The following is a 24,091-nucleotide window of genomic DNA, read 5'->3' on the forward strand; positions in this document are numbered from 1 at the left end:
TGCGCCCCGAAGAAAATTAAACAATGTCCAGCGTACCCAGGCGGTATTTCCGCTGGTAGATAAATGAGGTGAGTACAATCGGGATGATGATGGCGATAGCCATTGCCAGCGCAAACACTTGCCAGTAGCTCGGTTGAATAGAGAGCATTCCCGGCAGGCCGCCTACGCCGATGCCATTCGCCATAACGCCGTTCAGACCGCATAGTAATCCTGCCAGACCAGAACCAATCATCGCGCACAGCATCGGGAAGCGATATTTCAGGTTGATGCCGTACATTGCAGGCTCAGTGACCCCAAGCCAGGCGGAGATAGCGGCAGGCACGGAGATCTCGCGTTCATTGTTCTTGCGGCTGGAAATGATAATGCCTATCACGGCGGAGCCCTGAGCGATATTCGACAGCGCAATAAGCGGCCACACTGGCGTGCCACCCATGCTTTGAATCATCTGCAAATCTATAGCAAGCGTGGTCTGGTGTACGCCGGTGATCACCAGCGGTGCGTAAAGGAAGCCAAACAATGCCGCACCAATGGGGGCAAAGCTGCCGGTCATCAGGTGACGCACCGCAAAGGCAACGCCATCGCCAATCATGCGACCAAACGGACCAATCAGCGCATGGGCGAGGAACACCGCGAGGATCAGCGAACAGACCGGCACCACCACCAGATAGAGGTAATCCGGCACGATACGCTTAAGGCGAGTTTCTATAACGCCCAGCGCCAGCCCGGCTAACAGTGCCGGAATAACCTGTGCCTGATAGCCCACTTTGGCGATGCTGAACATGCCAAAGTTCCATACTTCCGGTAGCTGCTGCCCGAGCAGATAAGCGTTCATCAACTGTGGGGAAACCAGCGTCACGCCAAGCACGATACCGAGGATCGGCGTGCCGCCCATTTTTTTCACCGCTGACCAGCAAATTCCGACCGGCAGGTAGAAGAAGATCGCTTCACCGATCAACCACAGAAAATCGTAGATCGTTTGCAGGGAAGGGTACATTTGCGCCAGCGTTTGACCGTTGCTCATGGGCAAATCGCCGATCACATTGCGAAAACCGAGGATCAAACCGCCGCTAATCAGCGCGGGCAGCAACGGGAAGAAGATCTCCGCGAAATGAGAGATCAACTGCTCATGCCATTTCATATTCTGCCGGGCGGCTTTTTTCACCTGCTCTTTATCAACCTGCGCCTGTCCGGTCGTCGCTATCAGCGCTTGATAGTAATCACCCACGTTGGTGCCAATTACCACCTGAAATTGCCCGGCATTGGTGAAACAGCCTTTCACCATGGGGAGTTGCTCAATCTCTTTCGGTCTGGCATTGGCCGGTTGGTTGAGGACAAAGCGCAGGCGAGTAATACAGTGGCTCACCGTCGCAATATTGCCGCGCCCGCCGACCAGTTCAATCAACCGATCGAGATCCGTTTGGTTTATTTTGCTCATCATAAAGCCCCATGGCAGATGACATTTTTGGTTGGCTGCAGAATATATTGCGCGGAAAAATTTAAAAACGGGAACGTTCCCGAAACGCAGCGAAGATCACAATTTATCGTTCAGGAAACGATCAGGACAGGGTGGCGGGGATGATGATTTGTTGCGGTTCGCTGCGCCCGGTTACCTGCGCGATCAACTGGCAGGCCGCCTGGCGTCCAGCTTCGGCGTAACCTGGGTCAACGGTGACGATCTCCGGATGGAGGAATTTCATTAACGGCGTATTACCGACGCTCGCCAGTTGCAAGGTGTCGATGCGTTGCTCTTGCAGGTATTTACTTGCGCCAAGTGCCAGCGTGTCGGTTGCGCACAGTAACGCGGTAGTTTCAGGGGTAATCACTTTTGCTACGTTCTCATAGCCTTGCTTCATCGCAAGGCCTGGCAGAGCGGCAACGGGATGCAGTTTATGCGCTTTGCAGTACGCCAGGTAGGCTTCGTGACGTCGCTTACCGGTCGTCACGTCACTGTGCGGTACGCCGAGATAACTGATATTACGATGCCCCTGGTCATACAGCCGTTGCATCAGGATTTTGATTGCCCCTTCGTCGTCATAACAGACCGAAGCAAAGCCTTTTGCGTCACGCGCCAGCAGAACCAGCGATGACTGCCAGTGGGCTAACATGTCTTCTGTTATGCCGGTAAAACCGAACAGCACTACGCCGTCGATATTACGCCGTTTCAGCACCCCCAAATGTTCGGCAACTAATTGCGGAGAAAACTGACTTTCCATCATGATCGGGTCGTAACCTTGTTCATAGAACGCTGGCAGCATGGTTTGGACGGCGAGATTTTCTGACAACGAATCCAGACGGGTCACGATGATGGCGACGACTTTGTCGCTTTGCCCACGCATAGCGCGTGCGGAGCGGGAAGGGGAAAATCCATGCTGATTCATCACTGCTTCCACGCGCTCGCGCGTGCGCTGACTCACGCCGCTTTCGTTATTCAGCACTCGGGAAACCGTAGATTTCCCCACGCCGCTTAAGCGCGCGATGTCTTTGATGGTCAGCCGATTTTGCATCCTGTTGTCCCGTAATTGCGTTTCATTATTTGAGCCTAACTTTACCCGTGCATTCAGCAATGGGTAAAGTCTGGTTTATCGTTGGTTTAGTTGCCAGTAGGTATTATATCGCCATAAATGCCACGAATATTATTGGATTCTCCTTATTATTTGCGGCGCTTTTTTCACTTACCGGAGGTTATATGGAACCTGATCCCACGCCTCTCCCTCGACGGAGATTAAAACTTTTCCGGTAAGCCCGTCTTTTCACGGCGTTACCGGATGCGTAAGGCCGTGACGTTTTAACGTCCCAGCTCAGCTTTATTACCTTCAGGTAAGGCTTCGCCACGCCTGAAGACATTTCTGCACTGTTTTAGACAGTGCGGAGGGACTCCTTATGTTTAAAGAAATTTTTACCCGGCTCATTCGCCATTTACCTTCCCGTCTGGTTCATCGCGATCCATTGCCTGGCGCGCAGCAGACAGTGAATACGGCGGTCCCGCCGTCCTTAAGTGCGCATTGCCTGAAAATGGCAGTGATGCCAGAACAGGAATTATGGAAAACGTTCAATACCCATCCGGAAGGGTTAAATCAGGCGGAAGTGGAATCTGCCCGCGAACAACATGGTGAAAATAAATTACCCGCGCAACAACCGTCGCCGTGGTGGGTGCATTTATGGGTCTGCTATCGCAACCCCTTTAATATTTTGCTCACCATTCTCGGTGCTATTTCTTACGCCACGGAAGATTTATTTGCCGCAGGTGTTATCGCGCTAATGGTCGCTATTTCTACGTTGCTGAACTTTATTCAGGAAGCTCGTTCCACCAAAGCGGCAGATGCCCTGAAAGCGATGGTCAGCAATACCGCGACGGTGCTGCGCGTAATTAACGACAAAGGCGAAAATGGCTGGCTGGAGATCCCGATCGACCAGCTGGTGCCCGGCGATATTATAAAACTGGCGGCGGGGGATATGATCCCGGCAGATTTACGTATCTTGCAGGCGCGGGATCTGTTTGTCGCTCAGGCGTCGTTAACCGGTGAGTCTCTGCCCGTGGAAAAAGCTGCTACCACTCGCCAGCCGGAGCACAGCAATCCGCTGGAGTGCGACACCCTGTGTTTTATGGGCACCACCGTAGTGAGCGGCACGGCACAAGCAATGGTGATTGCTACAGGAGCCAACACCTGGTTTGGTCAACTGGCGGGGCGTGTTAGTGAGCAGGAAAGCGAGCCGAATGCCTTTCAGCAAGGGATTAGCCGCGTCAGTATGCTGCTGATTCGCTTTATGCTGGTGATGGCTCCGGTGGTGTTGCTGATCAACGGTTACACCAAAGGTGACTGGTGGGAAGCGGCACTGTTCGCACTTTCGGTTGCGGTAGGCTTAACGCCAGAAATGTTGCCGATGATTGTCACTTCGACGCTGGCGCGTGGTGCCGTAAAGCTGTCGAAACAGAAAGTGATCGTCAAACATCTGGATGCCATTCAGAACTTTGGCGCTATGGATATTCTGTGCACTGATAAAACCGGCACCCTGACGCAGGATAAAATTGTGCTGGAGAATCATACCGATATCTCCGGTAAAACCAGCGAACGCGTGCTGCATAGCGCGTGGTTGAACAGTCATTATCAGACCGGACTTAAAAACCTGCTTGATACAGCGGTGCTCGAAGGTACGGATGAAGAGTCAGCGCGCTCGCTGGCCAGTCGTTGGCAAAAAATTGATGAGATTCCGTTTGATTTCGAGCGTCGCCGGATGTCGGTGGTAGTGGCAGAGAATACCGAACATCATCAACTGGTTTGCAAAGGCGCATTGCAGGAAATCCTCAATGTGTGTTCGCAGGTGCGTCACAATGGTGAGATTGTGCCGCTTGATGACATCATACTGCGTAAGATTAAGCGCGTTACTGATACGCTGAATCGTCAGGGGCTGCGCGTGGTTGCGGTGGCGACGAAATACCTGCCAGCACGTGAAGGGGATTACCAGCGGGCGGATGAATCCGACCTGATCCTCGAAGGATATATTGCTTTCCTTGATCCGCCGAAAGAGACAACAGCTCCGGCACTGAAGGCATTAAAAGCGAGTGGCATTACCGTGAAAATCCTTACTGGCGACAGCGAGTTAGTGGCGGCGAAAGTGTGCCATGAAGTGGGACTGGACGCGGGAGAGGTGGTCATTGGTAGTGATATTGAAACGCTATCTGACGACGAACTGGCAAATCTTGCACAGCGCACCACGCTGTTTGCTCGCCTGACGCCGATGCATAAAGAACGCATCGTGACCTTGCTAAAGCGCGAAGGGCATGTGGTTGGCTTTATGGGCGATGGTATTAATGATGCGCCCGCCTTACGCGCTGCGGATATCGGCATTTCTGTGGACGGCGCGGTAGATATTGCCCGTGAAGCGGCTGATATCATCCTGCTGGAAAAAAGCCTGATGGTGCTGGAAGAGGGGGTTATTGAGGGACGTCGCACTTTCGCCAACATGCTGAAATACATCAAAATGACGGCGAGCTCTAACTTCGGTAATGTGTTCAGCGTGCTGGTGGCGAGTGCTTTCTTGCCCTTCCTGCCGATGTTGCCGCTACACTTGCTTATTCAAAATCTGCTGTACGATGTGTCACAGGTGGCGATCCCATTTGATAACGTCGACGACGAGCAAATTCAAAAGCCGCAGCGTTGGAATCCGGCGGATCTGGGGCGCTTTATGATCTTCTTCGGACCGATCAGTTCGATCTTCGATATTCTGACGTTTTGCCTGATGTGGTGGGTATTCCATGCCAACACGCCGGAAACGCAAACGCTGTTCCAGTCGGGCTGGTTTGTGGTGGGATTACTATCGCAAACGCTTATTGTGCATATGATCCGTACCCGTCGTGTACCGTTTATTCAGAGCTGTGCATCGTGGCCGTTAATGATCATGACCGTGATTGTGATGATAGTCGGGATCGCATTGCCGTTTTCGCCGTTGGCCAGTTATCTGCAACTGCAGGCGCTGCCGTTAAGCTATTTCCCGTGGCTGGTTGCGATTCTGGCAGGGTATATGACGTTAACCCAGTTGGTGAAAGGGTTCTATAGCCGTCGTTACGGCTGGCAGTAAGCAAGTGATGAAGCTGGCCTGAAATACTCTTTCAGGTCAGTCTGTTACGAAAACACCTGAATAAAAAAATAGATTACTGCAAAAATAAAAAAACAAATAAACGTCCAGCTCAAATTATAAAGGGCGCTATAGCTGTTATTAACAGAACGAGAGAGAAAAATGTCTTCTTTTTTTATATGTCTGGCGGAGATGTTGCGATACAGGCGGATATAATAAACACAATAGAGTAATAAAGGTGGTATTGCCCATCCACCTGTAGGTTTACCAAATATAAGCGTGAGTATAATGACGATAGCAATGAAAAGCAGAAAGACGATCTGTGCTTTAGATTCTATTTTTTTTAATTCGCTTCTGATGCCGTCAGCGTGCTGTTCTTGCCAGCGCCGCAGCGTGTTAACGCTAAATTGATAGTGTTCACAAAGCTCCTTATTAGATGCCCCCTCTTTTGACCGCTGTAAAATTTCAGCAATTTGCTTATCTGTGAAACGGGATTTAGCCATCTTCAACCCTCCGTGGTTGAATCAGATAATCCAGGCGCGAAACCTGGATTATCTTTTTGAAAGAGATTAGCGACGAACAGCGATCGCTTCGATCTCAATCTTCACGTCTTTCGGCAGACGGGCAACTTCAACGCAAGAACGCGCCGGGAAGGTGGCGTTGTGTTCGGTGAAGAAGGCTTCGTAGGTAGCATTAACGGTTGCGAAGTCGTTCAGATCTTTCACAAACACGGTGGTTTTGACGATATCGCCCACTTTCAGGCCAGCGGCTTCGACGATAGCTTTTACGTTATCCAGCGACTGACGTGCCTGTGTAGCGACGTCTGCCGGTACTTCACCCGTTTTCGGATTTACCGGGATCTGACCGGAGGTGATGATCATATTGCCCAGATCAACGCCCTGTACGTAAGGACCGATAGCTGCCGGTGCATTTTCCGTCGCGATAGTTTTGCTCATGATTTCTCCTTTATTACAGCGGTAAAAAGTCTGGCTCATTATAGGGAGCCAGACTTTTATTACCAACCGCAATTAATTAGCCAGCACCACATTATGGGAAAACTCTTTTTCACAGTATTTGCATTTGAGCGCGATGTCATTGGCGCGTTTTCGTACTGCAAAGCTGGAAGAAACCGGTTCGGCATGGCTGATACAGTTGCTGTTCGGGCAGACCAGCACATTGTCGATGTGCTCCGGCAGGCTGGGGCGCGATTTGCCCACCACTTCATAGTTGTCGATACGGTTAACCGTGGCTTGCGGCGCATACAATGCCAGTTGGTCTACCTGATCTTCACTCAAAAAGGTATTTTCGATTTTGATCAGATCTTTACGCCCCATCTCACCAGAAGGCAGATTCAGGCCGATGGTAATACGCTGATCTGTCTCGGTAAGCTTGAACAGACTCAATAGCTTAAAACCGATCTGGGCGGGGATATGGTCAATTACCGTGCCGCGTTTAATAGCTTCAACCTGCAATTTATTATCGTGTGTCATCTCTATTTCCCCTTACAGTACCAGATCGCGATTCAGAACCAGTGCCAGTAACGCCTGGCGAGCGAAAATCCCGTTGCCTGCTTGCTGGAAGTACCAGGCGTGCGGCGTTTTATCAACATCGGTGGCAATCTCATCAACACGCGGCAGCGGATGCAGCACTTTCATATTGGCTTTGGCGTTGTGGAGATCGCTGGCGCGAAGAACAAACTGCGCTTTCACGTTGGCGTACTCGGACGGGTCCAGACGCTCTTTTTGCACGCGGGTCATGTACAGGATGTCTACTTCCGCCATCACTTCTTCAATAGAGCTGTGCAGACTCCAGGCGATCCCTTTTTCATCGAGCATATCAAGGATGTATTGCGGCATTGCCAACGCGTCCGGCGCGATGAAGTAAAAACGGTTGCCGTCGAACTTCGCTAACGCCTGAGTCAGGGAGTGAACGGTGCGGCCATATTTCAGGTCACCAACCATTGCGACGTGGAGATTGTCCAGACGCCCCTGGGTTTCCTGAATGGTGAATAAGTCCAGCAAGGTTTGTGTCGGATGTTGGTTGGAGCCATCACCGGCATTCAGTACCGGTACATTGCCGGAAAACTCGGTGGCCAGACGCGCTGCACCTTCCTGCGGATGACGCATCACTATCGCATCGACGTAAGTGCTGATAACCGAAATGGTATCGGCCAGCGTTTCGCCCTTTTTACCCAGTGATGTATTGGCGCTGTCGGAGAAGCCCACCACGCTGGCACCCAGGCGGTGCATGGAAGTTTCGAAAGAGAGGCGGGTACGGGTAGAGGCTTCGAAGAAACAGCTGGCAATGACTTTGTGCTTCAACAGCTCTGGTTGCGGGTTTGCTTTCAGTTTCGCCGCTGTCGCCAGCACCAGATTAAGGTCATCGCGACTAAGGTCGTTTATGGAAATGATATGTTTCTGATATAGCGGATTAGCCATCTTTTATCTCCTGACGCCTGGGCAAAAAAAAGCCCCTCGATTGAGGGGCTGGGAATGGGTGATCAACGGGAAGAAAAACGGCAGGCCAGCGTCTTTTTTCAGACGCGGTAAGACAAAATGTCGAACACACTGAACCATACATCCTCCCGGCAAATTGTCCGGCATTATACTCATCGTCAGAAGCGGCGCAAGCATTTGATGCAATATTTTGTCTGCGCAAACGGTTTATTTGAATTATAAGTCAAAATATATGCATTTTTATTTGATGTGATTCTGGAGGAGAACTGTCGTTCGGTATCAATAATTGCAGACATTTCCTGCTTTTTTCTTTTTCAATTTCACCCAATCCGATATGCATTTTATTCCATTCATCCGACTTATAGGGCGGAGTGTGAAAACGAACGGCTAAAACTATTGCTTACAGCTCAGGGATGCGCGCTATCACTTTAATTTCAAAATCAAAGCCTGCCAGCCAGGTAACGCCCACCGCCGTCCAGTTTGGATAAGGTGGGGCGCTAAATATTTCATTTTTGACTGTCATGATGTCTTCAAATTGTTTTTCAGGATCGGTATGAAAGCTCGTCACATCAATGATATCGTCAAAAGTGCATCCCGCAGCTGCCAGGGTCGCATGCAAATTATCAAATGCCAGTCTGACTTGTTGCTGAAAATCGGGTTCTGGTGTTCCGTCCTCGAGACTTCCTACTTGCCCGGAAACAAACAGCAAATCGCCGGAACGAATAGCCGCAGAATAACGATGTTCAGCATACAGTGAATGTCGGCCAGCAGGGAAAACAGCGTTTCTTTCTACCATTTGGTTATCCTCAAGATTTACGACATGAACAGAAGATTTATATTTACCGGGAGCCGCTTTTAGGGGACGACGTGAGTAAACAAAACCCAGACATCATGGATAATGGCTGGGCTTAATTGAGCGTAGTCGGTTATGCGCCAAACGCGCCATCAATGGTATGCATCGCACCGGTAACAAAACTGGCTTCTGACCCTGCTAACCATGCGACCATACCAGCGACCTCTTCCGGTTGCCCATGTCTTTTGATAGCCATAAAACCATGCAACATATCGCGCATTGGCCCGTTGGCGGGATTCGCGTCGGTATCAATTGGCCCTGGCTGGACGACGTTGATGGTGATTCCACGCGGTCCAAAATCACGGGCCAGCCCGCGCGCCATACCTTGCAGGGCAGATTTACTGGCGGCATAAGCAGCCATGCCTGCAACAGGCATACGATCGCCATTCACGGAGCCGATGATTAAGATGCGCCCGCCTTCGGGCATCTGCCGGGCGGCTTCAACAGAGGCATGGTAAGGAGCATGAATATTGATTTTGAAAAGGCGATCAATATCGTCGGCATTTAATTCCAGGGAATCGCCAAAGACGCCAATACCTGCATTTACCACCAGGATATCCAATGCGCCGCTCTTACGAACGACATCAATGACAGCGTCTCTGTCAGCACTATCTGTGAATACTGCTGTCGCTCCCGTCTCTTGTGCCAGGCGTTCAGCGGCATCTTTCGACCCCGCATAGGTGAATCGTACATTGGCACCATCGGTGACGAAACGACGTACGATAGCAGCACCGATTCCACGACTGCCACCGAGGATGAGAACTGTCTTACCTGTAAAAGCGCCCATAAGGACTCCTTGATTTATTATGTAACATGCATTACAAAACTGTTTTAACTTTCTGTCAACAAGTTTTGTAATGGTCACTAAAAAACAATCTCGTGTTCCTGGTCGTCCCAGACGTTTCGCTCCTGAGCAGGCAGTCTCTGCGGCAAAAGTGCTTTTTCACCAAAAAAGTTTCGATGCTGTCAGTGTTGCTGAAATCACTGATTATCTTGGTATTAACCCCCCGAGCCTCTACGCGGCTTTTGGCAGTAAGGCTGGGTTATTTAGCCGTGTACTCAATGAATATGTCGGTACGGAAGCTATTCCGCTTGCCGATATTCTTCGTGATGATCGTCCCGTAGGCGAGTGCCTGGTTGAGGTATTAAAAGAAGCGGCGCGCAGATATAGCCAAAACGGCGGCTGCGCTGGCTGTATGGTTCTTGAAGGTATTCATAGTCATGATCCACAAGCGCGTGGTATTGCCGTTCAATATTATCACGCCGCAGAAACAACCATTTATGACTATATCGCCAGGCGGCATCCACAAAGCGCACAATGTGTGACTGATTTTATGAGTACCGTGATGTCAGGGCTTTCTGCGAAGGCACGGGAGGGGCACTCTATAGAACAACTCTGTGCAACAGCTGCAATGGCGGGGGAAGCGATAAAAACTCTTCTCGAGGAGTGATGCGGGCCTTGACCCAAAAGGCGGGAGCCCGTCTGCCGATAAGTTGTGATAAGACAATAATTCACACGTTAAGGCTAGCGGAATTGATCATCTTTTCGTATAACGATAGAAATGAAACATTGTTTTAATTAAGGAGTGGAAAAGATGATCATCGGAAATATTCATAATCTTCAGTCGTGGCTACCCCAGGAGTTACGCCAGGCGATTGAGCATATCAAAGCAAACGTTACGGCAGAAACGCCCAAGGGCAAGCACGATATCGAAGGCAATCGTCTGTTTTATCTTATCTCGGAAGATATGACCGAGCCGTACGAAGCTCGCCGTGCGGAGTACCATGCCCGCTATCTCGACATTCAGATTGTGTTAAAAGGTCAGGAAGGCATGACCTTCAGCACGCAACCTGCAGGCACCCCGGATACCGACTGGTTAGCAGACAAAGACATCGCATTTTTGCCGGAAGGCGTTGATGAGAAAACAGTTATCCTTAATGAAGGTGATTTTGTTGTGTTTTATCCGGGGGAAGTGCATAAACCGCTGTGCGCAGTGGGCGCGCCAGCCCAGGTTCGCAAAGCAGTAGTGAAGATGCTGATGGCGTGATGACTTTTCGCCGTAAATAACTCCAGGTTTACGGCGAGTTTGTGAAAAGAGCGTTTTTTGATATTTTTTTGTGAGTAAAATTTGTAATGCTTAGACGTTCTTATTAACTCAAGGAGTTCGTCATGAGCAAAATATCAGATTTGAATTATTCTCAACACATTACATTAGCCGACAATTTTAAACAAAAAAGTGAAGTTTTAAATACCTGGCGTGTTGGAATAAATAATTTTGCCCGTAATGCCGAGGGGCAGGATAATACAAGAAATATCCTTGATCCTAAGACATTTTTGGAGTTTTTGGTAAAAATATTTACCCTGGGTTATGTGGATTTTAGCAAACGCTCCAACGAAGCGGGAAGAAATATGATGGCTCATATTGAGTCCTCATCTTATATCAAAAATAATGATGGCAGTGAGATAATGAAGTTTGTTATGAATAATCCTGAAGGGGAACGAGCGGATTTATCTAAGGTGGAAATAGAAATTACACTTTCCACTATTACTACTATGGGGACTCGTCAAGGACATACGGCTATTATATTTCAACAACCTGATGGTTCGACTAATCGTTATGAAGGAAAGTCCTTTGAAAGAAAAGATGAGAGTTCATTACACCTGATTACTAACAAGATTCTGGCGTGTTACCAAAGTGAATCTAACAAGGAAATAGCTCGTCTATTAAATAATCATCAGAAGTTAAATAATCGTCAGAAGTTAAATAATTCGCAGGAGTTAAATAATTCACAGGATTTAAATAATTCGCAGGAGTTAAATAATCCACAGGAGTTAAATGATTCTCAGGAGTTTAATAACTCTCAGGACTTAAATAACTTGCAGGTGAGTTGTAAAGGTTCAGTTGATTCTACGATTGCGGATTTATTAGAGAAACCATTGAATAATGCATTATTAGCAATAAGGAACGAACATCTGCTATTAATGCCTCATGTATGTAGTGAATCGATTTCATACTTACTGGGCGAAAATGGTATACTTGAAGAAATAGATAAGCTCTACGCATTAAATGATCACGGAATTGATAATGACAAAGTAGGTAACAATGAAATTAATGAAATCAAAGTTAATCTGTCTCATATTCTTATTGATTCCTTAGATGATGCAAAGGTTAACCTTACACCGGTCATCGATTCGATTCTGGAGACTTTTTCAAAATTCCCATATATTAATGATGTAAGAATACTGGATTGGTGTTTTAATAAAAGTATGCAATATTTTGGTGATTCTGAAAAGATAACGCATGCATGCTCCGTGATGAGTCATATTGATTTTGATTGCAATCAATCTAAAATAGCTGAGACCTTATTTTTCAATCTCGATAAAGAACCCTATAAAAATAGCCGTAAATTACAGGAATTGATTTGGGATAAGTTGGTTGCATATGTCAATGATTTTAACTTAAGCAATCAAGAAAAATCACGCTTAATACTAAAGTTATTTGATGATGTTAAGTTGCTATTTAATGAAGTGCCTGTCAGCATTTTAGTAAATGATATTTTTTTGAAGGGTTTTTTCATGAAGCAACCTGATTTTGCTAAGTGGTACTTCTATCAATTACTTAAGTGTTATGAGGGCGAACAGCTGTATCTTAATGAGTTAGGATATGTTTATGGTGATGAAGAAAAAACAAAAGAAATTGTAAATAAATTTCCGGGTTATGTCGTTAAGATTTTTGAAGAAAAGATGGTTAATGAATTAAAAATTAGAACAAGAATGATGGAAGTCCTCCGGGATGGGAAAATCAATATATATAATTATATTAATGAAAAACAGTTAGAAAAATTAAATCCTCCGGAAAATTTACGAACAGTAATAGAAAAATGGGGGTGGAAGAATAGAACTCACACTGCATAAAATAATATGATGCCGGGATATTTTTTGTATTTCCCGGCATCTTTATAGAGATGTCAATTATTTACTGAGCGTCGCGACCATCACCGCTTTGATGGTATGCATGCGGTTTTCCGCCTGATCAAATACAATGCTGGCGGCAGATTCGAAGACCTCATCAGTCACTTCCATTCCGCCATGTAGGCCAAACTCTTCCGCCATTTTTTTGCCAAGCGTCGTTTGGTCGTCATGAAACGCGGGCAGGCAGTGGAGGAATTTGACCTCCGGGTTACCGGTCAACTGCATCATCTTGCTGTTCACCTGATAATCACGCAGTAATGCAATGCGTTCAGCCCATTTTTCTTTTGCTTCACCCATCGACACCCATACATCGGTATAGATAAAGTCAGCACCTTCAACTCCTTTAGCTACATCTTCCGTCAGCGTAATATTCCCGCCATTTTGTTGTGCCAGGGCGCGGCATTCCGTAACCAGCGCAGCTTCTGGCCAGCACGCCTGTGGCGCGACCAGACGCAAATCCAGACCGGTAAGCGCTGCAGCTTCGAGCATCGAATTGCCCATGTTGTTACGTGCGTCACCTGCATAGACCAGCGTCATTTCGTTGAACGCTTTGCCGGGCAAATGCTCCTGCATGGTGAGGAGATCCGCCAGCAGCTGCGTGGGGTGAAACTCATTGGTCAGGCCGTTCCATACCGGCACGCCAGCGTATTCCGCCAGTGTTTCGACAATCTCCTGACCATAGCCGCGATACTGAATACCGTCATACATGCGACCAAGCACGCGGGCAGTGTCTTTAATCGACTCTTTATGACCAATTTGGCTGCCGCTTGGACCGAGATAAGTAACGCGAGCACCCTGGTCATATGCGGCAACTTCGAAAGAGCATCGGGTACGGGTCGAGTCTTTTTCGAAGATGAGCGCGATGTTTTTACCAGTGAGTTTGGCTTCTTCTTTACCGCTTTTCTTATCGGCTTTCAGCTTCGCGGCTAACTGCAGCAGGCTGTTAAGTTCAGCTGGCGTGAAATCGAGTAATTTCAGGAAATGCTTATGATAAAACCCGGACATAGATCCCTCCTGTGGCTAACGCCTAAATGAATTAAAATTCAATTTATATGTATGGTTATTCATTTGCAAGTCTAAAGCATAAATCTTTATCACAAAGGTGGAGGCAATGTCAGTGGTGTGTGACAATAAGAGTATCGGCAGGACATTAAGAGGAATGAGCCATGGCAAACCCGGAACAACTGGAAGAGCAGCGTGAAGAGACACGTCTGATTATTGAAGAATTACTGGAAGATGGCAGCGATCCAGATGCGCTGTACACCATTGAGCACCATCTTTCCGCAGACGACCTTGAAACGCTGGAGAAAGCAGCGGTAGAAGCGTTTAAACTCGGATATGAAGTCACCGATCCGGAAGAACTGGAAGTAGAGGATGGTGATGTGGTGATTTGCTGCGACATCCTCAGCGAATGCGCCCTGAATGCCGACCTGATTGATGCTCAGGTGGAACAACTGATGACGCTGGCGGAGAAATTTGACGTCGAGTATGACGGTTGGGGCACTTACTTTGAAGATCCTAACGGCGAAGATGGCGACGATGAAGATTTTGTCGATGAAGACGATGACGGAGTTCGCCACTAATTAAGCGTAGCGCATCAGGCCCAGGTAGTTCCTGCAACCTGGTGAATTTGTTGCCCGGATAAGGCATTCATGTCACATCCGGCATAAACAAAACGTACGTTGTTAATGTTCGAATGCCCGCGAGTTGAACACGCGGGCATTTTTTTAGAGTTCGCGCAACATCCGTACTTCACAATCGACATGGCCCGTGCAGCCAAGCGCATAGTCGATATGCTCAAAGCCCAAGTGCTCATAAAGCGCAATGGCTTCCTTTAAAAAAGCTGTCGTTTCCAGATAGCAGCGTTTGAAACCCATCTCTCGCGCCTGCTCCATCGCCATTAAGGCCAGTTTTTTTGCCAGCCCTTTGCCGCGGATAGCCGGAAGAAAATACATCTTTTGCAGTTCGCAAATGTCCGACTCACTCCCGGTTAATGGCGCTATCCCACCGCCGCCGACCACTTCACCCTCGTACTCAACTACCCAATATGCATGGCCAGGCTGACTATACACTTGATACAGCTCGTCAAGATTCGGATCGGCGACGGTGTAGCCTTTATCAGCGGTAAGACCGTATTCGGCGGATACCTGACGAATGACGCGGGCGATAGCAGGATTATCCGCGGCGGTAAGTTTGCGCAAACGGAGCGCGGGAGAAGTGACAACATTCATAGCATAGCTCAATTTCAAATGTATGATTTATAGCTCACTTTAATACCACCCTCGCTTAAGTGGTGCAAGAAGAAGATAAATCAGAATATATTAAGCATATAACCTTGAGATAAAGCGTATTCTAGGCGGTGCAGTATTAATGGACTGGAAATTATTATCTATATGAATGGGATTTATTTTAGGGATATGATTCATGAATGATGTAAACGTCGAGAAAGATAATTCTCGTCACGCATTTGTTTTTACAGGCAAAGGTGGTGAGTATTTTCTTATTTGTCTTGTGAATTTTTTACTGACAATTATTACCTTGGGTATATATGGGCCGTGGGCATTGGTGAAATGCCGTCGTTATATTTATCAACATGTGACACTCAATGGGCAACCGTTTAGTTATAAGGGAACTGGGGGGGCCATTTTTGTTAGCATGTTACTTATTATGGTCGTTTATTTTCTCAGTATTTCTTGTTTTGCAGGCCAACACTTTGCTCTTGCTTTTCTCCTCTTTGCTTTCTTGATCTGCGGTATTCCTTGTATGGCAGTGAAGAGTCTGCAGTATCAGGCGAACATGACCTCACTGAATGGCATTCGCTTTGGCTTTAACTGTTCAATGCTGCGTGCATGGTGGGTTATGCTAGGGCTGCCTGTTCTGTTGGCGTTAGTTTTTTGGTTCGCACTGTATCTTATTGCGCAAGTGACGACATCGATTGGAGGCTTATTCTTTAACTTAGTCGCGTTAAGTTTGCTTTCTGCCATCGGGCTGGGTGTTGTCCATGGTATAACCTATAGTAAATGGATGCCATTGCTGGCTAACAATGCAAATTTTGGTATTCATAAATTTTCTATTCAGGTCAATGTAAAAGAATGCATTAAAGGATGCATACTCGCCATATTAACTATGGCTCCTTTCATCATTGTGATTGGTATTATGATTGCGCCAGTATTCCAGCAGTTAATGATGATGAGCATGTTGGGGCAGTCTGAGGCCGGTGGTGAGCTAGTATTGCAATATTATCCGCAGATTATGGCTTCCTACTTCCTGTATTTTGTTGCGATTCTTGTGTTTGCCAGTTATCTCTATGTTACGTTACGCAATCTGTTTCTGAATAATCTAACGCTGGCAAATGGATCAATTCGTTTTCATTCGTCCGTTACCACGTTCGGTATGCTTCTGCGCATGTTTGCAGTATTAATGGGTTCCTCAATCAGTTGTGGTCTGGCTTATCCCTGGCTGAAAATGTGGATGGTTAGCTGGATTGCCAACAATACCCATGTTCAAGGTGACCTTGATTCGCTGGAGTTAACCAATGACGACAAACCGCAGGATAGCGGTCCGTTAATGTGGATATCTCGCGGTATTATGCCGTATGTTCCGTTTATCTAAATAAAAAGGCCGGAGTATGCTCCGGCCTTCGTTTTCACTATGAGTATTACAGCGCAGCGATAACAGCCTGCTGCTCAATCAGTTTCGCTTTCGCTTCCGCATAGCCTTCCAGCTTCTCACGCTCTTTCGCGATGACCGCTTCCGGTGCGCGGGCGACAAAGCCTTCGTTCGCCAGTTTGTTCTCGATACGGCTGATTTCACCTTCAATCTTCGCCACTTCTTTCGCCAGACGCGCCAGCTCATCTTCTTTGTTGATGAGGCCAGCCATCGGGATCAGCAGCTCTGCACCGTCGATGATCTTCGTAACAGAAACCGGACCTTTGTCATCGGCAGGCAGCACGGTGATGCTTTCCAGACGCGCCAGCGTTTGCAGGAAGCCACGGTTTTCATTTACGCGACGTTCTGCATCCGCGCTGCAACCACGCAGCAGCAGCTCCAGCGGTTTACCCGGCGCGATGTTCATTTCTGCACGGATGTTACGTACCGCAACGATCGCCTGCTTCAGCCACTCGGTGTCGGCCAGTGCGGCTTCATCGACCTGAGACGCATCGTACTGCGGGAACGGCTGCAGCATGATGGTGTCAGCGGTGATGCCGCAAAGTACTTTCACACGCTGCCAGATGGTTTCGGTGATGAACGGAATGATCGGATGCGCGAGGCGCAGCAGACCTTCCAGTACAGTCACCAGCGTATGGCGAGTACCGCGCAGTTCGGCTTCTGTTCCACCGTTCATTACCGGCTTGGTCAGCTCCAGATACCAGTCACAGAACTGGTTCCAGGTGAACTCATACAGAATGCCGGCGGCGATATCGAAGCGGAAGCTGTCCAGCGCTTCGCGGTACGCTTTAATGGTCTGATTGAACTCCGCCAGAATCCAGCGGTCCGCCAGCGACAGCGTCATTTCGCCGCCGTTGAAGCCGCAATCCTGACCTTCTGTGTTCATCAGCACAAAGCGGCTGGCGTTCCACAGCTTGTTACAGAAGTTACGGTAGCCTTCCAGACGCTTCATATCCCAGTTGATGTCACGACCGGTAGAAGCCAGCGCCGCCAGGGTGAAGCGCAGCGCGTCAGTACCGTGTGGCTCAATGCCGTTCGGGAACTGCTTCTCGGTGCGCTTACGGATTTTGTCCGCCAGCTGCGGCTGCATCATATTACCGGTACGTTTTTCCAGCAGTTCCGGCAGCGAAATACCGTCAACCATATCCAGCGGGTCAATCACGTTACCCTTGGATTTGGACATCTTCTGGCCTTCGTCATCACGAATCAGGCCGGTCATGTAAACGGTGTGGAACGGCACCTGCGGTTTGCCATTTTCATCTTTGATGAAGTGCATGGTCATCATGATCATGCGGGCAATCCAGAAGAAGATGATGTCGAAGCCGGATACCATCACGCTGGTTGGGTGGAACTGGCGCAGTGCGTCGGTGTTTTCCGGCCAGCCAAGGGTAGAGAAGGTCCACAGTGCGGAGGAGAACCAGGTGTCGAGAACATCTTCGTCCTGACGCAGGGCAACATCAGCACCGAGGTTATTTTCTTTACGCACTTCGTCTTCGTTGCGGCCAACATAAACGTTACCCGCGTCGTCATACCATGCCGGGATGCGGTGACCCCACCACAGCTGACGAGAGATACACCAGTCCTGAATATCGCGCATCCAGGAGAAGTACATGTTTTCGTACTGCTTCGGTACGAACTGAATGTCGCCGTTCTCAACCGCTTCAACTGCCGGTTTCGCCAGTACATCGGCACGCACGTACCACTGGTCGGTCAGCATCGGTTCGATAACCACGCCGCCACGGTCGCCGTAAGGAACGGTCAGGTCGTGCGGTTTAATTTCTTCCAGCAGGCCGAGTGCATCAACCGCAGCAACGACTGCTTTACGTGCAGCAAAACGCTCGAGTTTCTGGAACTCTGCCGGGATTTCGCTGGAATAAACGTCAGATTCGTTACCTTTGGTATCGAACACCTGGGCGCTTTCACGGATATCACCGTCAAAGGTCAGGATGTTGATCATCGGCAGCGCGTGACGTTTACCGACTTCATAGTCGTTAAAGTCGTGCGCCGGAGTGATTTTCACGCAGCCGGTGCCTTTTTCCATGTCGGCGTGTTCGTCGCCAACGATCGGAATACGACGGTTAACCAGCGGCAGAATGACATATTTGCCAATCAGATCTTTGTAACGCGGATCTTCCGGGTTAACGGCCACGCCGGTATCGCCCAGCAGGGTTTCCGGGCGAGTGGTCGCAACCACCAGATAATCTTTACCGTCTGCGGTTTTCGCGCCGTCAGCCAGCGGATAGCGGATGTGCCACATCGAACCTTTCGATTCGCGGTTTTCCACTTCCAGGTCAGAGATAGCGGTACGCAGTTTCGGGTCCCAGTTTACCAGGCGTTTACCACGGTAAATCAGGTCTTCTTTATATAGACGAACGAAAACTTCTTTCACCGCATTGGACAGGCCTTCGTCCATGGTGAAGCGTTCACGCTCCCAGTCGACGGAGTTGCCGAGACGACGCATCTGACGGGTAATGGTGCCGCCGGATTCCGCTTTCCATTCCCAGATTTTGTCGATGAAAGCTTCGCGGCCGTAGTCGTGACGGGTTTTACCTTCTTCTGCGGCAATCTTGCGCTCAACTACCATCTGGGTAGCGATCCCGGCGTGGTCAGTACCGACCTGCCACAGGGTATTTTTACCCTGCATACGCTGATAGCGGATCATGGTATCCATGATGGTTTGCTGGAAGGCGTGACCCATATGCAAACTGCCGGTGACGTTCGGCGGCGGGATCATGATGCAGAAACTTTCCTGGCTTTCATCGCCATTAGGCTTAAAGTAGCCCTGCTTTTCCCAGTGCTCGTAAAGCGGCTGTTCGATATCTTGTGGGTTGTATGTCTTTTCCATTATTTCCAGGTTGCCGTATTCAGGTTGAAACCAGCCACGCGGTAGGCTTTATAGCGTTCGCGCGCCAGTTGTTTCAGAGAATCTTCATAAGGAACGAAGTCTACCACTTCTGTGAAAGCGGTGGCAAAATCTGCAAAGCTTGTTCGCAGACTAATCAATATATCGCGCGGGCTGCTGCTACGCTTTTGTGGCCAGGCGATCTCCACCGGTGCACCGCCGCGCGGTCCTTCTCCCGCTAAATTATGCGGAACAAAGCTTTCTGCCGGACGCGCCCACAGGGCTTCATCCAGCCGGTAAGCCTGCTTTTCATCTTCACAGGCGATGAGTACGCGCTTACCGCTGCGCCAACGTTCTGCGGCAATTTCGCACACCAGCTGCTCAACGGCGCTTAAGCCATCGACGGTGGTGTCATTGTCCAGAAGGTAGAACGTTGCGTTTTTCATAAATGGGGCTTCTTGTGGTGGATTTAAATATGCATTTGGTAATACACAGCGTTGCCTGATGCGACGCTGTCGCGTCTTATCAGGCCTACGGGTCCGGTATTCTGTGTCGGTCGGATAAGGCGTTCACGCCGCATCCGACAATAACAACATTGCCAGATGCGACGCTGTCGCGTCTTATCAGGCCTACGAGTCCGGTGCTCTGTGTCGGTCGGATAAGGCGTTCACGCCGCATCCGACAATAACAACACAGCCTGATGCAATTACTCTTCGCCGTTAAACCCGGCGCGGTTGAGCAGGAACTGTGCCAGCAACGCCACCGGGCGGCCGGTTGCGCCTTTCGCCTTACCAGAACGCCAGGCGGTACCGGCGATATCCAGGTGTGCCCAGTTGTACTTACGGGTAAAGCGCGACAGGAAGCAACCTGCGGTAATCGCCCCGCCAGGACGACCGCCAATGTTCGCCATATCGGCAAAATTGGACTCCAGCTGTTCCTGATACTCGTCACCCAGCGGTAAACGCCATGCGCGGTCACCGGATTGTTCAGATGCAGCAATCAGCTCATGGGCCAGCGGATTGTGGTTCGCCATCAGACCGGTAATGTGATGGCCTAGCGCGATAACGCAGGCACCGGTCAGCGTCGCCACGTCAATCACCGCTTCCGGCTCAAAACGCTCAACGTAAGTTAACACATCGCACAGTACCAGGCGGCCTTCGGCGTCGGTATTCAGCACTTCTACGGTTTGACCGGACATGGTGGTTAACACATCGCCCGGACGATAGGCACGTCCGCCAGGCATGTTTTCGCAGCCTGCCAGCACGCCAATAACGTTAATCGGCAGTTGCAGCTCCGCGACCATCCGCATCACGCCGTAAACCGCCGCCGCACCGCACATATCGTACTTCATCTCATCCATGCCTTCTGAAGGCTTGATGGAGATACCGCCGGAGTCGAAGGTTAAACCTTTACCCACCAGCACGATTGGGCGAGCATCTTCCGACGCGTTGCCTTTGTACTCAATCACCGACATCAGCGATTCGTTCTGCGAACCCTGACCGACCGCCAGATAGGAATGCATCCCCAGCTCTTTCATCTGCTGTTCGCCGATAACGCGGGTGATGACATTCTTGCTGTAGCTGTCAGCCAGCTGGCGCGCCTGAGAGGCGAGGTAAGCGGCATTACAAATATTCGGCGGCATATTGCCGAGATCTTTCGCTGCTTTAATCCCGGCGGCAATCGCCAGACCGTGCTGGATCGCGCGCTCGCCGCTGGTCAGTTCACGGCGGGTCGGCACGTTGAACACCATCTTACGCAGCGGACGACGCGGCTCGCTCTTGTTCGTTTTCAGCTGATCGAAACTGTAGAGCGTCTCTTTTGCCGTCTCGACAGCCTGACGCACTTTCCAGTAGTTGTTACGGCCTTTAACGTGCAGTTCGGTCAGGAAACAGACCGCTTCCATTGAGCCAGTATCATTCAGCGTGTTAATGGTTTTCTGAATGACTTGTTTGTACTGGCGCTCATCGAGTTCACGTTCTTTACCGCAACCGATGAGGAGAATTCGCTCGGACAGTACATTTGGCACATGGTGCAGCAACAGTGTCTGCCCCGGTTTTCCTTCCAGTTCGCCCCGACGTAGCAGGGCGCTGATGTACCCATCGCTGATTTTATCGAGCTGTTCTGCAATCGGAGAAAGGCGACGTGGTTCGAAGACGCCCACGACGATGCAGGCACTCCGCTGTTTCTCCGGGCTACCGCTTTTTACACTAAACTCCATGCACTACGCTCCTGAATCTTAAAGACAACGGCGGTGGCTACAGATAGAATTGCAAGCTTTCGTAACTCATGTCCGCTGTTGCGATGACTTCGTGTTAATCTTAACGTTATTACGGCATTGGCACGTCAGAACAAAATCTGAGAGGTGAATCCGTTGAGTATAATTATCTTAGCGACGATTTCGACGACTCAAGAGAATAAATGACGTTTAAGCCATGAAACAAGCTAAAATCCTGCAAAAGACGAGTTTTTACGGGCGTATTTAAAGTGATAATCATAAGATATCTGGTGCGGGAGACGCTCAAAAGCCAGCTGGCGATACTCTTCATCTTGCTTTTGATCTTCTTCTGTCAAAAGTTAGTGAGGATCCTCGGCGCAGCGGTTGACGGCGATATTCCGGCGAATCTGGTGCTCTCCCTTCTCGGGTTGGGCGTGCCGGAAATGGCGCAGCTTATCCTGCCATTAAGCCTGTTCCTCGGGCTGCTGATGACGCTGGGCAAACTGTATACCGAAAGTGAAATTACGGTAATGCATGCCTGCGGCTTGAGCAAAGCGGTTCTGGTGAAAGCGGCAATGATCCTTGCGGTATTCACGGCAATCGTCGCGGCGGTTAACGTGATGTGGGCGGGACCGTGGTCATCGCGACATCAGGATGAAGTGTTAGCAGAAGCGAAAGCGAACCCTGGCATGGCGGCGCTGGCGCAAGGGCAATTCCAGCAAGCGACTAATGGCAGCTCGGTGCTGTTCATCGAAAGCGTTGACGGCAGCGATTTCAAAGATGTGTTCCTCGCGCAAATTCGACCAAAAGGTAATGCACGTCCTTCTGTGGTGGTGGCCGATTCCGGACATTTAACCCAGCTGCGCGACGGCTCCCAGGTCGTCACTCTCAACCAGGGAACGCGCTTCGAAGGCACTGCACTGTTACGCGATTTCCGCATTACGGACTTCCAGGATTATCAGGCGATCATTGGTCACCAGGCGGTGGCGCTCGACCCGAACGATACCGACCAGATGGACATGCGCACATTGTGGAACACTGACACCGATCGTGCCCGCGCAGAACTGAACTGGCGTATCACGTTGGTATTCACCGTGTTTATGATGGCGCTTATGGTCGTTCCGCTGAGCGTGGTTAACCCGCGTCAGGGGCGCGTACTGTCGATGCTGCCAGCCATGCTGCTGTATCTGTTGTTCTTCCTGATCCAGACCTCCCTGAAATCGAACGGCGGTAAAGGTAAGCTGGACCCGACGCTGTGGATGTGGACCGTAAACCTGATTTATCTGGCTTTGGCGATTGTTCTCAACCTTTGGGACACCGTGCCGGTCCGCCGCCTGCGCGCCAGTTTTTCGCGTAAAGGAGCGGTGTGATGCAACCTTTTGGCGTACTTGACCGCTATATCGGTAAAACTATTTTCACCACCATCATGATGACGCTGTTCATGCTGGTGTCGCTGTCGGGCATTATCAAGTTTGTCGATCAGCTGAAAAAAGCCGGGCAGGGGAGTTACGACGCGTTAGGCGCAGGAATGTATACCTTGCTGAGCGTGCCGAAAGATGTGCAAATCTTCTTCCCGATGGCGGCTCTGCTTGGGGCGTTGCTTGGTCTTGGGATGTTGGCGCAGCGCAGCGAACTGGTGGTCATGCAGGCTTCTGGTTTTACCCGTATGCAGGTGGCACTGTCGGTGATGAAAACCGCCATTCCGCTGGTCTTGTTGACGATGGCGATTGGCGAATGGGTCGCACCGCAGGGCGAGCAGATGGCGCGTAACTACCGTGCGCAGGCGATGTACGGTGGCTCGTTGCTCTCTACCCAGCAAGGTTTATGGGCAAAAGATGGCAACAACTTCGTCTACATTGAGCGGGTTAAAGGTGACGAAGAGTTAGGTGGCATCAGTATCTATGCCTTTAATGAGAATCGTCGTCTGCAATCTGTACGCTATGCCGCTACCGCGAAGTTTGACCCGGAACATAAAGTCTGGCGTCTGTCGCAGGTTGATGAATCTGATCTGACCAATCCGAAACAGATCACCGGTTCGCAGACGGTGAGCGGCACCTGGAAAACCAACCTCACGCCAGACAAACTGGGCGTGGTGGCGCTGGACCCGGATGCACTCTCCATCAGTGGTTTGCACAACTACGTGAAGTATCTGAAGTCGAGCGGTCAGGATGCCGGACGTTATCAGCTCAACATGTGGAGCAAAATTTTCCAGCCGTTATCCGTGGCGGTGATGATGCTGATGGCGCTGTCGTTCATCTTCGGCCCACTGCGTAGCGTGCCGATGGGCGTGCGTGTGGTCACCGGTATCAGCTTCGGTTTTGTCTTCTACGTACTGGACCAGATCTTCGGCCCGCTGACGCTGGTTTACGGCATCCCGCCGATCATCGGCGCACTGTTGCCAAGCGCCAGCTTCTTCTTAATCAGCCTGTGGCTGTTAATGAGAAAATCGTAACTGGATGAACGTATAAGGGGAGCGAAAGCTCCCTTTATTATTGTTAGCAAAGTGTTC

At 49.8% G+C, this 24,091-nt stretch carries 24 protein-coding genes; 10 read left to right on the forward strand and 14 right to left on the reverse strand.

Annotated elements, in window-relative coordinates:
- Nucleotides 1–16: 16 nt before the first annotated feature.
- Entirely contained in the window at nt 17–1,438 is a 1,422-nt protein-coding gene (treB, locus tag FQZ95_RS10225; RefSeq protein WP_160530151.1) for a PTS trehalose transporter subunit IIBC, read from the reverse strand.
- A gap of 118 nt (nt 1,439–1,556) precedes the next feature.
- Nucleotides 1,557–2,561 carry a trehalose operon repressor TreR gene (treR, locus tag FQZ95_RS10230; protein ID WP_272917202.1) on the reverse strand — a complete coding sequence of 335 codons (1,005 nt, stop codon included), beginning with the start codon at nt 2,559–2,561 and terminating at the stop codon, nt 1,557–1,559.
- Nucleotides 2,562–2,686: 125 nt separating this feature from the next.
- Between treR and mgtL the strand changes: the two genes are divergently transcribed.
- Nucleotides 2,687–2,740 (forward strand): mgtA regulatory leader peptide MgtL, encoded by a 54-nt coding sequence (gene mgtL / locus FQZ95_RS10235; RefSeq protein ID WP_001387276.1) that lies wholly within the window; start codon nt 2,687–2,689, stop codon nt 2,738–2,740.
- A 140-nt stretch (nt 2,741–2,880) separates the two neighbouring features.
- Nucleotides 2,881–5,577, forward strand: a complete 2,697-nt coding sequence (mgtA, locus tag FQZ95_RS10240; protein WP_000471876.1) for a magnesium-translocating P-type ATPase — start codon at nt 2,881–2,883, stop codon at nt 5,575–5,577.
- Between the two features lie 44 nt (nt 5,578–5,621).
- On the opposite strand, the gene FQZ95_RS10245 is transcribed toward mgtA, so the two are convergent.
- The 7 genes from FQZ95_RS10245 to bdcA all read right to left on the reverse strand — a co-directional run bounded on the left by FQZ95_RS10245 (nt 5,622) and on the right by bdcA (nt 9,670).
- Complete coding sequence (locus FQZ95_RS10245; protein ID WP_001130089.1) at nt 5,622–6,077, reverse strand: transposase; 456 nt, start codon at nt 6,075–6,077, stop codon at nt 5,622–5,624.
- Between the two features lie 66 nt (nt 6,078–6,143).
- On the reverse strand, nt 6,144–6,530 hold the full coding sequence (ridA, locus tag FQZ95_RS10250; RefSeq protein ID WP_160530153.1) for a 2-iminobutanoate/2-iminopropanoate deaminase: 387 nt from the start codon (nt 6,528–6,530) through the stop codon (nt 6,144–6,146).
- A gap of 72 nt (nt 6,531–6,602) precedes the next feature.
- Nucleotides 6,603–7,064 (reverse strand): aspartate carbamoyltransferase regulatory subunit, encoded by a 462-nt coding sequence (gene pyrI, locus FQZ95_RS10255; protein WP_000148577.1) that lies wholly within the window; start codon nt 7,062–7,064, stop codon nt 6,603–6,605.
- Between the two features lie 12 nt (nt 7,065–7,076).
- Nucleotides 7,077–8,012, reverse strand: coding sequence for an aspartate carbamoyltransferase (gene pyrB, locus FQZ95_RS10260; RefSeq protein WP_000013046.1), 936 nt, complete (start codon nt 8,010–8,012; stop codon nt 7,077–7,079).
- 3 nt (nt 8,013–8,015) lie between these two features.
- Nucleotides 8,016–8,150 (reverse strand): pyr operon leader peptide, encoded by a 135-nt coding sequence (gene pyrL / locus FQZ95_RS10265; protein ID WP_001296693.1) that lies wholly within the window; start codon nt 8,148–8,150, stop codon nt 8,016–8,018.
- A gap of 280 nt (nt 8,151–8,430) precedes the next feature.
- Entirely contained in the window at nt 8,431–8,826 is a 396-nt protein-coding gene (locus FQZ95_RS10270; RefSeq protein ID WP_072651984.1) for a RidA family protein, read from the reverse strand.
- Between the two features lie 130 nt (nt 8,827–8,956).
- Entirely contained in the window at nt 8,957–9,670 is a 714-nt protein-coding gene (bdcA, locus tag FQZ95_RS10275; RefSeq protein WP_160530154.1) for an SDR family oxidoreductase, read from the reverse strand.
- Between the two features lie 70 nt (nt 9,671–9,740).
- On the opposite strand from bdcA, the gene FQZ95_RS10280 reads away from it, so the two are divergent.
- The 3 genes from FQZ95_RS10280 (at nt 9,741) to FQZ95_RS10290 (ending at nt 12,799) form a co-directional block, all read left to right on the forward strand.
- Nucleotides 9,741–10,334, forward strand: coding sequence for a TetR/AcrR family transcriptional regulator (locus FQZ95_RS10280; RefSeq protein ID WP_088541506.1), 594 nt, complete (start codon nt 9,741–9,743; stop codon nt 10,332–10,334).
- A gap of 144 nt (nt 10,335–10,478) precedes the next feature.
- Nucleotides 10,479–10,931 (forward strand): toxin-antitoxin biofilm protein TabA, encoded by a 453-nt coding sequence (gene tabA, locus FQZ95_RS10285; RefSeq protein ID WP_001348242.1) that lies wholly within the window; start codon nt 10,479–10,481, stop codon nt 10,929–10,931.
- A gap of 122 nt (nt 10,932–11,053) precedes the next feature.
- Nucleotides 11,054–12,799: a hypothetical protein gene (locus tag FQZ95_RS10290; protein ID WP_160530155.1), complete on the forward strand. Its 1,746-nt coding sequence runs from the start codon at nt 11,054–11,056 to the stop codon at nt 12,797–12,799.
- Between the two features lie 57 nt (nt 12,800–12,856).
- On the opposite strand, the gene argF is transcribed toward FQZ95_RS10290, so the two are convergent.
- Nucleotides 12,857–13,861: an ornithine carbamoyltransferase gene (gene argF / locus FQZ95_RS10295; RefSeq protein ID WP_000012907.1), complete on the reverse strand. Its 1,005-nt coding sequence runs from the start codon at nt 13,859–13,861 to the stop codon at nt 12,857–12,859.
- A 161-nt stretch (nt 13,862–14,022) separates the two neighbouring features.
- On the opposite strand from argF, the gene rraB reads away from it, so the two are divergent.
- Nucleotides 14,023–14,439, forward strand: coding sequence for a ribonuclease E inhibitor RraB (gene rraB, locus FQZ95_RS10300; RefSeq protein ID WP_000002959.1), 417 nt, complete (start codon nt 14,023–14,025; stop codon nt 14,437–14,439).
- Nucleotides 14,440–14,583: 144 nt separating this feature from the next.
- Here rraB and FQZ95_RS10305 read toward each other — a convergent pair whose 3' ends face one another.
- Nucleotides 14,584–15,087, reverse strand: coding sequence for a GNAT family N-acetyltransferase (locus FQZ95_RS10305; RefSeq protein WP_088541504.1), 504 nt, complete (start codon nt 15,085–15,087; stop codon nt 14,584–14,586).
- A 193-nt stretch (nt 15,088–15,280) separates the two neighbouring features.
- Between FQZ95_RS10305 and FQZ95_RS10310 the strand changes: the two genes are divergently transcribed.
- Complete coding sequence (locus tag FQZ95_RS10310) at nt 15,281–16,468, forward strand: YjgN family protein (protein ID WP_160530156.1); 1,188 nt, start codon at nt 15,281–15,283, stop codon at nt 16,466–16,468.
- A gap of 46 nt (nt 16,469–16,514) precedes the next feature.
- Here FQZ95_RS10310 and valS read toward each other — a convergent pair whose 3' ends face one another.
- The 3 genes from valS to pepA form a co-directional block, all read right to left on the reverse strand.
- Nucleotides 16,515–19,370 carry a valine--tRNA ligase gene (gene valS / locus FQZ95_RS10315; protein ID WP_046083062.1) on the reverse strand — a complete coding sequence of 952 codons (2,856 nt, stop codon included), beginning with the start codon at nt 19,368–19,370 and terminating at the stop codon, nt 16,515–16,517.
- Nucleotides 19,370–19,813: a DNA polymerase III subunit chi gene (gene holC / locus FQZ95_RS10320; RefSeq protein WP_000786399.1), complete on the reverse strand. Its 444-nt coding sequence runs from the start codon at nt 19,811–19,813 to the stop codon at nt 19,370–19,372. The genes valS and holC overlap by 1 nt, the downstream gene beginning before the upstream one ends.
- Before the next feature lie 260 nt (nt 19,814–20,073).
- Nucleotides 20,074–21,585 carry a leucyl aminopeptidase gene (pepA, locus tag FQZ95_RS10325; RefSeq protein WP_000397144.1) on the reverse strand — a complete coding sequence of 504 codons (1,512 nt, stop codon included), beginning with the start codon at nt 21,583–21,585 and terminating at the stop codon, nt 20,074–20,076.
- A gap of 153 nt (nt 21,586–21,738) precedes the next feature.
- On the opposite strand from pepA, the gene ytgA reads away from it, so the two are divergent.
- The 3 genes from ytgA (at nt 21,739) to lptG (ending at nt 24,034) form a co-directional block, all read left to right on the forward strand.
- Nucleotides 21,739–21,789 (forward strand): protein YtgA, encoded by a 51-nt coding sequence (gene ytgA, locus FQZ95_RS26375; RefSeq protein ID WP_211180521.1) that lies wholly within the window; start codon nt 21,739–21,741, stop codon nt 21,787–21,789.
- A 62-nt stretch (nt 21,790–21,851) separates the two neighbouring features.
- Entirely contained in the window at nt 21,852–22,952 is a 1,101-nt protein-coding gene (gene lptF / locus FQZ95_RS10330; protein WP_000584114.1) for an LPS export ABC transporter permease LptF, read from the forward strand.
- Nucleotides 22,952–24,034 (forward strand): LPS export ABC transporter permease LptG, encoded by a 1,083-nt coding sequence (gene lptG / locus FQZ95_RS10335; protein ID WP_001295681.1) that lies wholly within the window; start codon nt 22,952–22,954, stop codon nt 24,032–24,034. The genes lptF and lptG overlap by 1 nt, the downstream gene beginning before the upstream one ends.
- Nucleotides 24,035–24,091: the final 57 nt, after the last annotated feature.

The organism is Escherichia sp. HH41S (assembly GCF_009820115.1).
In the GTDB taxonomy this organism is placed as follows: domain Bacteria; phylum Pseudomonadota; class Gammaproteobacteria; order Enterobacterales; family Enterobacteriaceae; genus Escherichia; species Escherichia coli_F.